At 42.8% G+C, this 14,521-nt stretch carries 15 protein-coding genes; 2 read left to right on the plus strand and 13 right to left on the minus strand.

Features of this window, described 5'->3' with window-relative positions:
* Positions 1-144: 144 nt before the first annotated feature.
* Positions 145-684, minus strand: coding sequence for a GNAT family N-acetyltransferase (locus tag ACFORK_RS26660; RefSeq protein WP_379204865.1), 540 nt, complete (start codon positions 682-684; stop codon positions 145-147).
* 322 nt (positions 685-1,006) lie between these two features.
* Here ACFORK_RS26660 and ACFORK_RS26665 point away from each other — a divergent pair, with 322 nt between their 5' ends.
* Entirely contained in the window at positions 1,007-2,797 is a 1,791-nt protein-coding gene (locus ACFORK_RS26665; RefSeq protein ID WP_379204868.1) for a helix-turn-helix domain-containing protein, read from the plus strand.
* A gap of 149 nt (positions 2,798-2,946) precedes the next feature.
* On the opposite strand, the gene ACFORK_RS26670 is transcribed toward ACFORK_RS26665, so the two are convergent.
* The 11 genes from ACFORK_RS26670 to ACFORK_RS26720 form a co-directional block, all read right to left on the minus strand.
* Entirely contained in the window at positions 2,947-3,177 is a 231-nt protein-coding gene (locus ACFORK_RS26670; RefSeq protein ID WP_379204870.1) for a hypothetical protein, read from the minus strand.
* A 22-nt stretch (positions 3,178-3,199) separates the two neighbouring features.
* On the minus strand, positions 3,200-3,619 hold the full coding sequence (locus tag ACFORK_RS26675) for a hypothetical protein (protein ID WP_379204872.1): 420 nt from the start codon (positions 3,617-3,619) through the stop codon (positions 3,200-3,202).
* 80 nt (positions 3,620-3,699) lie between these two features.
* On the minus strand, positions 3,700-4,797 hold the full coding sequence (locus ACFORK_RS26680) for a P-loop NTPase family protein (RefSeq protein WP_379204874.1): 1,098 nt from the start codon (positions 4,795-4,797) through the stop codon (positions 3,700-3,702).
* 192 nt (positions 4,798-4,989) lie between these two features.
* Positions 4,990-6,822: a glycerophosphoryl diester phosphodiesterase membrane domain-containing protein gene (locus tag ACFORK_RS26685; protein WP_379204876.1), complete on the minus strand. Its 1,833-nt coding sequence runs from the start codon at positions 6,820-6,822 to the stop codon at positions 4,990-4,992.
* 197 nt (positions 6,823-7,019) lie between these two features.
* A complete protein-coding gene (locus tag ACFORK_RS26690; RefSeq protein ID WP_379204878.1) occupies positions 7,020-7,424 on the minus strand; it encodes a Na+/H+ antiporter subunit G in 405 nt (134 codons plus the stop codon).
* A complete protein-coding gene (locus ACFORK_RS26695; protein ID WP_379204881.1) occupies positions 7,408-7,689 on the minus strand; it encodes a Na(+)/H(+) antiporter subunit F1 in 282 nt (93 codons plus the stop codon). The genes ACFORK_RS26690 and ACFORK_RS26695 overlap by 17 nt, the downstream gene beginning before the upstream one ends.
* A complete protein-coding gene (locus ACFORK_RS26700; RefSeq protein ID WP_066375557.1) occupies positions 7,686-8,165 on the minus strand; it encodes a Na+/H+ antiporter subunit E in 480 nt (159 codons plus the stop codon). Before ACFORK_RS26700 ends, ACFORK_RS26695 begins: the two co-directional genes overlap by 4 nt.
* Before the next feature lie 15 nt (positions 8,166-8,180).
* Complete coding sequence (locus ACFORK_RS26705) at positions 8,181-9,656, minus strand: Na+/H+ antiporter subunit D (protein ID WP_379204884.1); 1,476 nt, start codon at positions 9,654-9,656, stop codon at positions 8,181-8,183.
* Complete coding sequence (locus ACFORK_RS26710; RefSeq protein WP_379204886.1) at positions 9,649-9,987, minus strand: Na(+)/H(+) antiporter subunit C; 339 nt, start codon at positions 9,985-9,987, stop codon at positions 9,649-9,651. Before ACFORK_RS26710 ends, ACFORK_RS26705 begins: the two co-directional genes overlap by 8 nt.
* A gap of 1 nt (position 9,988) precedes the next feature.
* Positions 9,989-10,411, minus strand: a complete 423-nt coding sequence (locus tag ACFORK_RS26715) for a Na(+)/H(+) antiporter subunit B (RefSeq protein ID WP_066375562.1) — start codon at positions 10,409-10,411, stop codon at positions 9,989-9,991.
* Positions 10,398-12,803: a Na+/H+ antiporter subunit A gene (locus ACFORK_RS26720; RefSeq protein WP_379204988.1), complete on the minus strand. Its 2,406-nt coding sequence runs from the start codon at positions 12,801-12,803 to the stop codon at positions 10,398-10,400. The genes ACFORK_RS26715 and ACFORK_RS26720 overlap by 14 nt, the downstream gene beginning before the upstream one ends.
* A 131-nt stretch (positions 12,804-12,934) precedes the next feature.
* On the opposite strand from ACFORK_RS26720, the gene ACFORK_RS26725 reads away from it, so the two are divergent.
* Positions 12,935-13,615, plus strand: coding sequence for a universal stress protein (locus ACFORK_RS26725; protein ID WP_379204889.1), 681 nt, complete (start codon positions 12,935-12,937; stop codon positions 13,613-13,615).
* A 71-nt stretch (positions 13,616-13,686) separates the two neighbouring features.
* Here ACFORK_RS26725 and ACFORK_RS26730 read toward each other — a convergent pair whose 3' ends face one another.
* Entirely contained in the window at positions 13,687-14,250 is a 564-nt protein-coding gene (locus tag ACFORK_RS26730) for a tyrosine-type recombinase/integrase (protein ID WP_379204891.1), read from the minus strand.
* Positions 14,251-14,521: the final 271 nt, after the last annotated feature.

A 14,521-nucleotide genomic window follows, 5' to 3' on the forward strand; every position in this document is an offset into this window, starting at 1 on the left:
TATTGGAATTTATTCTTATCATAGTACAATCCCTAAAAAATCTCAAAACTTTTATCATATAGGAGGGACTTGCCCCACGAAAAACTGACAACACGCAGAAAGACCACCTTCAAGGGTGGCCTTCACTGATACTATCTATAAAATTCATTTCCACTCATCTGCCAAAATAGCATAGACGCAATCATCATACCAAGCATCATTCATCCGGTAGCTTTTGATAAAATGTGCTTCTTTTCTAAATCCCAAATTCTCCAGCAGCTTTATCGACTTCAAATTGTCAGGGTCCACTGATCCTGTAATTCTATGCTTACCTAGCCCGGTGAACAAATAATCAATTACGGCCCGAACCGCCTCGGAGGCATAGCCTTTGCCTTGGAATTCAGGAGAAAGCGTATATCCTAGTTCGGCCTGAAAACCATCATACAAAAAATGAATGCCGACATCACCGATAAGCTGCCCGTCCTTCAGAGAAATAGCCACTTGAAGCCATGAATCGCTGGTATTCGGTACGACAGTCAGATTGTCCGAGATAAACTTCTCAACCTCATTAATATTCGCTGGTTTCCATGATTGATATTTATATACCTCAGGCATAGCACGATATCTGAAAAAATCCTCTTTATCTTTCATTTCCAGTGTTCTGATTAATAATCGGTCTGTTGTAATCACATTGAATGTACTCATATGATGCCTCCAATTTATATAAAAGCTAAAGATTTAGCAATTTACAATATAGACATATTGTCTACAAGAGCTCCATGTTTATACTAACTTAAAAATCCGTTGTGTACAATGAATCGGCAACGTAAGCACACACCCTAACCCGGACGATCTTCTCAATCTTGAACTAGTATAATGCACCGTGCAATCTCCTGGTACCTTTCAAACTCAACCCACAGTTGAACAATAACACATCCACTCATCTTGAAATAAATGGATTTCCCATTTCAAATTCTTATAATAAAAGGTAACGACGTCGTAATACACTTTTTTGGGAGATGTAAATATGTTGAGCAACGAAAAGGTCGGGAACAGAATCTCAATGCTCCGTAAAGAAAAACAATTATCGCAAGAACAACTGGCTGAGCAATTAAACGTTAGTGCCCAGGCAGTTTCTAAATGGGAGACGGGAAAATCTTTGCCCGAAACGTCCACCTTGCCTCTGCTCTCCACTGCACTGGGCCACTCGATTGACAGTATTTTGATGCCTCAGCAATTGGTTGTTCTCTATGCAGCATACACCGATGGCCATGAAAGTCATGATGTTACTCATTTCGTTAACCAGTTCGTTGTCGGCAATCATCTCACATTGACCGTAAATGAGCAGACTTTTCCCAGTCGTATTAATAGTAACCGGACCAAGCTGCTGCTGATCAAATATCAGACACCTTCCGGGACCTATGCTACTTATGTTCAGCAGAATAACCAATTAGTGCTTGATCTTAATACTGAAGGTTATCCATTGCAGCCAAAGGGACTGAATATTGTGCTTGCTACCTATGGTAATGAACAGGCAAATCAAAATGTCTTAGCCAAGATGGAACACTATGAGTATTTTAAATGGGAGCATTTTATCGCAAATCACGAACTGTTCCCCAGCCTGATCGACAATAACGGAGACGATTTCCTATTACTTGTATATGTTAACGCCACAGGTATTCATGCAATTAGCTGTCCCGAAGGCAATAGAATTCATTATGCACCGGACCGTTCTCGCCTATTTAGAAGTGACTCCCAGAATGATTATTATATTGTAGAGAATGTGGACCAGCTTGGTTTTGGTCAAGGAATGGATTGCTCCTGGGCAGGTGCGCTTTATCTTTCATTGAAGACTATGGGACAAGAAACAACCTATGAAACGGTGATGGGTGTTTCGGGAGCATGCTGGAGGATCGCTTTTAACCCCGTTTGGGATTACAGCTCTGCTGATGGACTGGTGGGTTACGACTATGCCAGCCTGGCATTCAAAGCTTATGGACTTCAGGCTAGCTGGGCCGATCGCATCACATCCGAGGAACGTAAACTGGAGAAGCAGATGATTATGGCCAGCATCAAAAAACATGAATTGCCGATAGCCATTAACCTCCGTGTAGCTCACGAGTGGGGAATTATCACCGGCTACCTGGATGGCGGGAGAACATTACTTTGCCGTAGCTATTTTGACCAAGAGACTTTTGAAGATCTAAAAGATGATCCGGAATTTCAGGAGTACATGAAAACCACAAAGGGATATCTTAATGTGGACCACTGGCCATTCGTCATCATTCGTTTTAGCAGCCAATTGGCTAAGCCATCCGCTCTAGAGAATCTTTACTCTTCACTCCAGGCCAAACTGGACTCCATGAAGGCTCCAGATAATAGAGGATATAAGCTAGGATACCAAGCCCTGAAGGAATGGCAGGAAGGCTTGCTCGATGAACAATGGTATCAACATGCGAACGATCAGGATTTTGCCAGAAGGCTAGGTGTTAATCACTTTTGTATGATGGCTCTGACCGATGCTAGAAGAAGTGCGGCAGTATATTTGAATCATTGCCTTTTAACTATGGGAACAACGTCTTCAATGAACAAATATTTAGATCTAATGACGAATGTCTACAACGAGATGTATACTCAGCTGCATAATTTCCAGAACAGCCTAATCGACCCAAAAGAACTGGCAGCCTTCAGCTCCCCCAAACAAGCTTGGACGAAGGAGCAACGACAGCTGCAAGCCGATTTATTTCATTCCATCATGGATCTGGAGTACTGTGGAGATGAGTTAGCCGAGAAAATATTGGAGGGTAGGGGAAACTAACGATAAGGCTAAAAAGGAGCTTTCATCCCGAGCTCCTTTTTTTATTTGCTAGATTTAAAACAACGGACAGCACCCTATTCCTTAAAGCCAAAGATAATTAACGTTAGAATCTAATACCTCCAATTAAACATCTTCAAACAAATAAATACTCATATTTGCGTATTTGCAATCTCAGGATCTTCGAGACTCTCCCCTGGTAGGAGGAAATCTTCAGAGTAGCATCCTTGATAATCAATACTGTCGTTTTCTCTCAATATACACTGACTATAAGGAACTACCAGCTGGGGAGAAATATTTGAAAGTTTGATCATTTCGTATGCTACCCATTCTGCCAAACCTTCGTAGCCAAATTTATTAGCTTTTCCCCATACGTTTCCCATTTTCCATTTCAGCTGATCACCCTTACTGCTGCTTACAAATGTCTGCCGAAAGTCCTTGCTCACTTGCAAAACGGGGATGGACATCAGCGCACGTCAACTCCTCACCAGAGAATCGAATCCACACGTAATCATCATATAGTACACCATGTGTTTGTTTTACTATATCGGTTGGTACATAATCTTGAAGATCTAGAGCATGCAGTACTTTTTCAATATGATGCCGGGTACGCGGTAGACACCGAGACTCGAAATAGTCTAGTACATCGCCAACTAGCACTTTTTGCTTACCGGGAAAAGGTAAAAAGACGGGCAACACCTCTTCATCTTGCCAAACATCAACGTTCTGATTCATGTAGTCCAGTTTAACTTTCGCAATTACCCGATCATGTTCTAGCACCTCAAACTCGAGCGGAGGAGAAATATACGATTTAAAATTTTTCATGTTCAACCTCCCACAAATAGAATAACTCGAATTGAATCCATAGTATTAATAGATACTATTATATCATTCAGCTATCTATTTTATTCTCTAAGAAATACCAACCCTTTTTCCGTCCAACGGCTTGTTAAGCTAGAACCGTCAATTACAATCTCGCCTTCTCTGGAGATATTTAAAATGACAGGCAGATCATTTATATAAAACTCGGTAGAGGTGCGCGCAATCAATTTATGTTTACTCCCATTAGGATCGATTAAGAAATATTCATCGTTATCTTGCTTGATCTTAAGCAATAACCCCAGATCGTTGTTCAAATAATCTCCTTCATAAATGCCAGCATCTATATCAGGGAGCCGTGTCAGTCCAAAGAAAGCAAGCATGCGCTCTTCGAACTCATTCCATTCTCCACTTGTAACCTCAATGGAAAGCTTCGGGCACTTCGCCTTGTTATACAGTTGTTGGGCAATTGCATGATAATCGGCTAAAAACTCGAAATACGTTTCCACCTTGTCCGGACGAGCTTTGTAGTAAGGCCTTAAGCGATCCCTTTCCCAGATGTTTAGAAAAAACGACTCTCCCCGTACCTGTCTAAGATGACTAATTGCATCAGTTATAGAATTGCGATAGAGATAAACCAATTTAGGACTGAGCGGTGTCAGACACTCCCATAAAGCTTCGATAAAATAATCTAACTGTTGTTGCGGAGCGTTAGCCAATTGAAAACTAAAGATTTGGTATTGGAAAATACAACTGTCTAAAATGACTACCTGCTCGGGATCACCTGCCACTTCCTTCGCAAAGAACCTCCACTTTTCCAGCGCAGCCTCTATATATTCATCCAGTGAGAATTTCCACACATCTCTTTCTTGAATTTCATTGAAGGCCATTTCGGATAATGCTTCTTTATAATTCCACGACAACTCGAGCAAATCGAAGCCAACAGACTCCTCACGGATTGTAACAAATTTTTCTAGGAGCGAAGTTGAAAGGTTATGGCGGGTCTTCCAATTGAGATATTCTTTCGTCTTCAAGTGAGATTCTTGAAAAAATAACACAGGATGCGGCCGATCAAGCTCATGTACCCATCTTGTTTTAAAGCCATGTCGCTCAAACTGACGAAATAATAAACCCGAGTTCGTTGACTTCCCAGCCCCAGGTAATCCTTCCATTAAGATAAGCATGGTCACTCTCCTCAATAAAGCATTTATCTTCAATCCAGTTAGTCACATCAGAGAATAATTCCGCTTGATATGGGTTAACACCTTTTTCTAAATCATATTATTATTAACATTTGTTCAAAGACCGCGACTGATGAACGCCAAAGCCCCGCAACCTGCTGCACATGCAGAGTTTGCGGGGCTCTCAATTAGGTATCAAAAATTCAAATTATTAAGCCACTGGGTCAACGCCGACAGCGGCCCCGTTCTAATTTCTTTTTCAATGGAAATCGCATCCTCAGGGTAATCTGTTATGATCCCATCGACACCCATACTGAAGAATCGTCTCATGCTGTCTTTGTCATTAACTGTCCAGACATAGATAGGCTTGTGATACCGTTTGGCTGAAGCGATGACCGATTCTTTGACCATATATTCTTCCATCACGACAAAATCAGCGGCAATCCGCCCCATATCCGGGACACCTGCGAACATAATATACCCCACCTGAAGATCCGGGGCCGCGGCTTTGACTTGCTGCACGATTTCATAATTCAGCGACTGTACAACACTTTCATTCTCAAAATGATTTTCGCGCATAATCCGGATAAATGTCTCCACCAGATTTTTTTCCTTGCCGTGTGTTTTGATTTCAATGTTTAGCTTTATTTTGCCTCTGGCCACATTCATCACTTCTGCCAGGCTACTGATTCGTCCTGTGAAACTCCCTTGTTTCACTTGTAGCTCTCGTAATTCATCCATTGTCAGATCATATACCTGTGCATGGGTACCTGTTAGACGCTTCAAATTAGTATCGTGTATGACGGCAAGATCCCCGTCCTTCGTTTCCAAGACGTCGATTTCTGCATAATCCGCATGTGCCTCAATCGCACCCTGTATTGCTTCAATCGTATTCTCCGGCCCTTTCGAAACGTATCCTCTATGGGCCATAATCTCAGCTTTTTGATCCTCCATCTGCATTCCATCAATGGCTGGCAGGAGTGCAAGTCCCGCTGCAAAAACAGTAACTGAACCAAGGACGATCAGCTTTCTCTTATGTTTCTGCAACAGTCCTTGATTCTGAACAGAACGGTCTTCCTTACTCTTCGGCTCAGGAAGCTGCAGCATAGCATGATTCGGGTCCGCTTTTACCATGTATAAACGCGTAGTCGTGGTAATATACAGCGGCATTAAAAAAAGTGTCGCCATATAAAAGGATAGTACAACGCTCTTTAAAGCGACGATCCGCACAACGCTGGCAAATATCGTCTGCTGCTCCCACAGGAAGTATAGAAGACCAACAGCTCCCACAAAAAATACAATCAGCAGAATGACAACGAGCAGATACAGTAAGAATACTGACAGCATAACCACTGATATGCGGATATATCTCTTTTTAAGGAGTGCAGCACTTTTCTTCGCCGCCTTCCGAAAGCTTGCCGCCCCCTCGATCACCACAATATGGAGCAAAAAGGTCCAGCGAATATTGAAGAATAACATGACCCCCAGTACACCAATAAGCAGCAAAGTTCCTCCGCCTGTTTTTATAAGCTCGCCCGAGATAAAATTCGGAATTTCCAAAGAAGGAATTAGCGAAGTACCTACCCCCGCACCGAGCGGAAGAAACAGCAACAGATAGATCACCAATCCTAGAAATCCTATTTTGAACAGGGACGGGAGATAGGAAAGCGACTGTAAAAACGCCGGAATAAGTCCGATTCGCTGCCTTTTTTGACCATAATACGAGAGGATAATTAGAACCGATAACTCTATAAAAATCAGCATTGTGGCGATAGGAATCAGAACCAGCATGCATAACAAGCCATACCTACTCATCGCAAATTGCAACAGTTCGTAATTGGTGGCTCCGGCAAACCCGCCTAAGCGGAGAAATCCACGAAATATGGATGAGATAGCCGGAATAAAGATAAATAACGTCAGCAACTTATACAGGAGTTCGAAAATTAATATTTCCCGGTAGGAAAACGCAAGCATCCGAAAGATATCAGTAATCTGCTTGTGTATCGGAACCTTTGAAGCCTCGCTCATTATTTTGCACCTGCTTGTAAAAGAATCATCCGTGACTGACAGACCACATGGCGGACTTTAACTATATTGTCTCATTTAACTATATATTAAACTTAAGGTACTTCCAAACGGTCTATCGGAATCTCATCCACTTATTCCTGCTACAGAGATCGTAATGTAAAAAGCAGCCCACCCTCAACGGAGGATGGACCGCTTTTTTATTTCCCCTGATCATAAACCAATTCAACCTTATCTTCTACCCGGGCGATTTCGATGTCATTCTCCTTATAATAGTCCTTCAATTCATCTTGGACGCTCTGCTCGGCTAACGGCACCTGGCTACGGTAAGCGGCCCGGCAGATCACATGGGCGGCCACTGGAGCTGTCAAAAATACAAAGAAGATACCCAAGATGAGGCGGATGCTGAAGAAACCGTCAGAAATTAAGAAGTACAGCAATGTTCCAACAAGCGCACACAGTACGCCAAGTGTAGAACTTTTAGAGGCAGCATGAGACCTTGTGTACACATCGGGCAAACGCACATTCCCGATCGCGCTGATTAAGCTGAAAATGGCTCCAATGAGAATGAGGACGGCCCCGATGATTTCACCGCTTACGCTCAATGACAACACCTCTTTCAATAAATCTGGCGAAGGCAACTGTTCCAATAAACGAAAGGATCCCGATCAGTAAGATAAGATCAAAAAAGGCATGTGTGTGCAGCAGCACAGAGAACACGGCGGTACTGGCAATCAGATTAATACCAATGGAATCCAAAGCTTGCACGCGGTCTGCACTGGAGGGCCCTTTTACAATCCGATACAAATTGGCCAGTATAGCCAGCATTAATAGACATAATGCAGTGATCAACACCGTCTCAAATATCATTTTCTCGTCACATCCTTTATCGCTTTTTCAAACACAGATTTTGATTTCAATACAGAATCCCTGGATTCAGGCATGTTCAGACCGTGGATGTATAGCACCTTGGAATCAGGGGTTACCTCCATGATGACTGAGCCTGGTGTTAAGCAAATTAATAAGGATAGGAGCGTAATTTCCAAATCCCCCTCCAAATCGGTTTCCACCTTGAAAATCCCTGGTTTCACATCGATTTTGGGACGGAGTACATGCTTCATAACCATCATCGCAGAAGTATTCAGCTCATGGATAAAGAGAATGAACAGCTTACCAATTGCGGCTAACGTGAATAGATAAAACGGCTTTTTAAAGAAACGGCGGATGCACATTAAAATAAACAGACCAACGAAGTAACCGCTGATAAAGTTTAATATGCTCATATCCTCTTGCAGAAACATCCACAAGTAGGCAATGAATATGTTGAGTAGCACCTGAACGGGCATGACTGTTTCCCCCCTTTAATCAAACACAGCCTGAATATATAAACTTGGATTGAGCAATTCCTCGGCAGCTTGGGCTACATAACCCGTAATCGCCTCAGCGCCGATTCCCATAGCAACACTAGCCAGCGTCAATAGAGCGATTGGAAGCAACAAGCCTTTCGTTGTTCCTTTCTCTTCGTCTATACTTAGAATCGTTTCACCCCAGAAAGCATTCATAAACAATTTGATCATCGAATACAGAATGAACAAGCTCGCCAGCAGTCCGATTCCTCCCAGCCAGTAATAGCCGGCTTCAAAGACGCCTTGCGTCGTGAACACTTTGCCAAGAAATCCGCTAAGCGGAGGAATACCAACCATAGACAACGCCGCGATGAAGAACATCCAGCCTAACTGGGGGTGCAGGCGAATCAATCCGCTAATTTTCTTCAAATCACTTGTCCCCGTGAGATGAACAATCGTTCCCCCAATCATAAATACAAGCCCTTTAATCAGCATGTCGTGAATCAAATAATAAATAGAACCGGTTATACCGGTAGATGTAAAGGAGACGAGTCCAGCCATAATAAATCCGACGCTGATGACTACATTGTAGGTTAATATTTTCCGCAAATCCCAAAAACCTATAGCGCCGATTCCGCCTAATATCATCGTAATAGCCGCTAAGATCCCGATAAACAGATGGGTTATCTGCGGTTCATGATAAAAGATGAGCGTGAACATTCTGAAGATGGCGTATATCCCTACCTTAGTGAGTAACGCAGCGAAAATAGCAGCGATTGCCGTTGGCGGCACGCTATAAGATCCAGGTAGCCAGAAGAAGAGTAATAGTCCAGCTTTCATGGCGAAAACAATCAGGAATAATAAGGCGACGGTAGTAATTAATCCGTCCTGACCAACCTCTGCAATCCGCATCGATAAATGGGCGAGGTTCAAAGTGCCCGTAATAGAATATAAGTAGGCAACCCCGATCAAGAAGAACGCAGATGCAATAATGTTCGTAAAAATATATTTGAGTGACTCGCCAAGCTGCCGCTTGCCTCCCCCCATTGTGATCAGTACATAGGAAGCAACCAGAAACAATTCAAAGAAGACATATAAGTTAAATAAATCCCCTGTTAAGAACGAACCATTGACACCTGTAATCAAAAATAAAAATAGAGGATAAAAATACAATTTTTCTTGTTTTCGGCCAATCGATGAAAAAGAATAAATCAAGCAGCATACCGCAACAATCGAGGTAGCCAACAGCAGCAAAGCACTGAACATGTCGCCCACGAAACTAATGCCGTAAGGCGCTTCCCAGCCACCCAACTGTAAGGTTTGAATACCGCCCTCTCTGATCCCATTCATCAATAGAACAGCAATGACACTGGTAGCTAACAAGGCAGCCAGACTAAGAATCCGCTGCAGCTTTATATTTTTCTGGAATATAATGAGGACCATCCCCATTAACAGAGGAATGATCACCGGCGTGATCAACAAATTATTCATGCTCATTCCCCCTTAATTGCTCCATGTCATCCGTCCCGAAGCTTTGATAGGCCCGGTAACATAACACTAGTACTAGCGCTGTCACGGCAAAATTAATGACAATCGCAGTTAAAATTAATGCTTGAGGAATAGCATCCGTAAAGTTCGCGACTTTCTCTCCCAGCAGAGGGGCACTCCCCGTCTTCAGCCCACCAGAAGTGATGAGCAACAAATTAACCGCATGGCCCACAATGGATGACCCAAGCACAATCCGCAGCAATTGCTTAGATAGAATCAAATAGGTTCCAATGGATATTAAAATACCGACCAGTATGACCATTAGTGTCTCCATATTAACGATCCTCACTTATGCTAAGAATAATATTGACTGCGGTGCCTATGACAGCCAAAGCGACTCCGGTATCAAAAATCAAAGCAGATGCGAGCTCCGTATCCCCAAAGATCGGTAAATCAAAATGACCGAAGGTCTGGGTTAAAAAAGGCTTACCAAAAACTACGCTCACTGTTCCGGTCGCAACGGCAATCAATACTCCCACCGCAGAAAGCTTTTTGAAATCCACCCGAATGTTTTCCCTTACCTTCTCGACTCCAAAAGAGAGATACAGCAGGACAATCGATGATGCCATACTCAGTCCCCCAATGAATCCTCCTCCTGGATGATGGTGACCGTTCATAAACAAATAGATCGAAAAGGTCAATATGATTACGGCAGCAACTCGGGTGACACTTTTCAATATCACATCATTCGGTTTCATGTTGTTCCCTCCTTTTGGAACGCTGGTGAACGAAGATATAGACCCCTAGCCCGGCAATGGTTAACACGGATATTTCCAGCATCGTATCAAATCCGCGGAAGTCCACTAATATAGCGTTGACAATATTTTTGGCACCCGCGAGCTCAAAGGCATTTTCAAAAAAGGATGTAATTGGTTCAAATAACTTGTGCCCATTCGCGGACAATGCGAGCACGGTCACCGTTAAGCCCATCGCAATCGAGATGACCAGATTCGTCAGTTTGAACGGAATCCGCTGAATGCTTTTCGTAAGCTTCGGTAGATGATAGAAGCACAGTAGGAACAGAACCGTTGTCACCGTCTCCACTACCATTTGCGTCAATGCCAAGTCAGGCGCCCTAAAGATTACAAAGAACATCGAAACCATATAGCCTAACGCTCCAAGTGCAACAATAGCCACGATTCGATTGCCGGCAAATAACACCGTACATGCGGAGATGATCATCCCCAGCACAAGTCCGACATCAAAAATACTGATAGCTGCATCACTTGAGAAATCGAACTGAAGACCATGGAGCAGCAGAAGCGAACTTATCAATACAATGACAAAGAAAGAAAAAATGTAGATCAGATACTGTCTCAGTGAGCCTGTCATATACCGATTCGTTAGAGATGCCGAGAGCCTCTCTGTACCTGCCAAGCCCTTATTGTACCAATGATTCAATGTTAAGCCCTGCGGGTAATTTCGCATGACCTGTATCCAACGCTTCGATGCTTTGAAGAGAAGGAGACCGACAACAATGACACCGAACGTCATCACGAGCTCCGTATTAATCCCATGCCAAGCACTGATTTTCAGGTCGTATGGAGACAAAGGCATCATCGGCAAAATCGAGGTTAACGCCGGGGTGAGAATATACTTACCCAATACATTGGGGAAGAAGAAAATGAGTATAACGAGTAATGCCAAAACGGCGGGTGAAAACAGCATTCCCCAAGGCGCTTCATGCACTTTTCGTGTCAATTTCTCAGGACGATATTGTCCTCCAAAGGTCTTGAATACAAAAATCATACAGTAAACAAAGGTAAAGATACTGGCTATCCAGGCGATGATCGGGAATATGAGACCAATGCTGCCTAAACCGAAAATACCGGCCTGGGATACCTCATTCACCGCTGCAAAGAACATTTCCTTACTCAAAAAACCGTTAAACGGCGGTAATCCCGCCATAGATAAACCGCCAATCAAAGCGATCGTGAACGTAATCGGCATAACTTGCATCAAACCGCCGAAATAGCGAATATCCCGCCGGCCTGTCTCATGGTCAATAATACCGACAACCATAAACAGACTTCCTTTAAAGGTCGAATGATTAAACAGATGGAATAGGGCGGCAAATGTAGCTACCGTAAAGATCGTGCCACTCTCACCAGGTCCGAAATAGACAGCTAAAGAGCCGACTCCAAGCAGACACATAATCAATCCCAATTGACTGATTGTAGAATATGCTAACATCGCCTTTAGATCGGTCTGCCTCAGCGCTGTCAAAGAACCATAAAGCAGGGTAATGAGACCAATTCCAGCCACAAGCCAGAACCACACGGAGCTCCCTCCGAAGATCGGAGTCATACGAGCCACTAAATAAATGCCAGCCTTGACCATCGTAGCCGAGTGGAGATAACTGCTCACCGGAGTTGGAGCCTCCATCGCATCTGGTAACCAAATCCCGAACGGAAATTGCGCGGATTTCGTAAATGCCCCGAGCAAAATACATAGCATTGCAGGAATAAACAAGACATGGCTTTGTATGACTTCCAGGTTCGCAATCATTTCTCGAATGCTGTAAGTATCCGCCATCATGATCAGCATAATGAACCCGGCTAACATGCCGAATCCGCCAAGAACAGTAATCAATAACGCCTTTAAGGCACCTTGGCGGGAGCTCTTGCGCTCGTACCAATAGGAGATTAATAAGAAGGAAGACACGCTGGTTAACTCCCAGAATCCGTACAGGACTAGGAGGTTATCTGAGAATACGACCCCCAGCATTGCGCCCATGAACATGAGCAAATAAATATAGAAGTTATGGAGAGCCTCTCGAACCTTAGACATATAAAATATAGAATAAATAATGACCAAGCTACCCACACCGCTGATGAGCAGACCAAATAACAGACTGAGCCCATCCACATAGGAGATCATATTCACATCAAGGGACGGAATCCAGGATAATGTGTACTTATAGGTGTCACCAGCCGCAACGCCAGGTATATACTGTACTAAATAGATAAAAATAGATAAAGGTACAAGTAAAACGAACCATCCCGTATGTACTAGGCGATTGAAATACTTATAAAGGAAGGGAACAAGTATTGCACTGATCAACGGGAGAAAAATATAGGTATAGAACATAGTCAAGCGTACTCCTCCTTATTCATGACTTCTGCTTCCGTATCTACATATTGACTCTTTTGTTAACTTCAACTATAGTCTTACATAGTTTAAACGAGTCCTACTACTAGCATTGAGGTGAAATACTTAAAATGATTAACGTATTTAATGAGAGTATTCTTGTTTGCGTTTATTATGGTCCCAATAGCGAAAGACTAATCAAACGTGGCTGTGCAATCGCTAATATCATGAAAGCTCCGCTGTACATTTTGACGATTGACCCGAAGCCATTCGACGAACTGGATGCCGAGAAATTACTCTATATCGAACAATGGAAAGAATATGCCCACGCTCATACAACGGCCCAATTTATCATGAAGGATAACGAAAGCCGCCCTGTCTATAAAGTCATTGCAGAAGTAGCTAGAGATAACAACATTACACAGATCATTCTTGGCCAGACAGCAAGCAGCCGATGGGAACAAATCACGAAGGGATCAATCATTAATTCTTTGGTACGCGAGATTCCCTTTGTCGATCTGCATATCGTTTCCGTTGCCCGTTATATTCGGGATGAAGAAGGCAATTATCAAAAGGGCATTCGTGCTTATTTGATTAAAGATGGGGAGCAATACCAGCTAACCTTCAGTCACGATAAAGAAACTGAATATGAAGGCCTTTTCTTCAAAGAAATTGATACAGATTTCGATAACGGAATTTTCCGTTTTATGAAGGATGCTTCAACTTTGCATGTTCTCGTAACTGACGGGATTGTAACTGAACTAACTAACGTAGATATCAATACAGCATTGGGTCTGGACGATGTTAAATAAAAGCGAATAAACAACTACCCTCTCCGTATGTTCCATACGGAGATTTTTTATTTTTTCAAAACACAGAGCATTTATAAATTAACATCCACTTTAATGGGCCGCTTCTCAGCCCTGTCGATTCCCAGATACTTTAGCGTCTCTGCCGTAGAATGGTGATGCAAAATCGACTTTAAGATGGAGATGGCAACTCCTCTATAATATGCATGGTAACCAAACGTCTTTCTCAGTGTATGGGTCCCAATCTTCTCAGATATTCCTACCTCCTTTGCTGAGTGGTTAATAATTCGATACGCCTGTTGACGGGTAATCGGACGACAATCCTTTTTGGATTTGAACAAATAATCCTCTGATTTGCAATCGACGTTAGATAAATACTCGCTTAGTATCTCCCCGACCTTGCTGTTTAAGTAATAAGCCTTTTCTTCTCCTGTCTTCTCATCCTTAATGTAAAGAAACTGTTTAGCATTCTGGCCATCCCAAACGTCCTGTACAGTAAGATTAAGCAAATCAAGAAGACTAATCCCGGTGTTAATTCCCAATACGAAGAGCAACAGATCCCTTACAGAGTGTTTTCGGAGCTCCTCTTTCATCGCTTGTATGGTTTTCACGTCCCGAATCGGATTAACAAATTGCACTAAAAACCCCTCCGATAATGTTACTTAATTTAAGGCTAACATATATTAAGTAACATAACAATTAAAAAGATCGCTTAATTTAGTAAATAAACTGCCGGTTAGTTTGTCAAAAAATAAAAAACGCCACATAAGAAGCTTTCCATTGAACATAATATCCAGCCGGACAAGAATCTAACCAACAAGCTGTAATACACGTATTCTAAAAGCATTTTGCAGTAGCAGGCGCTTCGCTCCTACAGTTCCAAAACAGCGCATCCCCTCCTTCCAAAAA

Source organism: Paenibacillus sp. GCM10012306 (genome assembly GCF_042649265.1).
In the GTDB taxonomy this organism is placed as follows: Bacteria; Bacillota; Bacilli; order Paenibacillales; family Paenibacillaceae; genus Paenibacillus_AQ.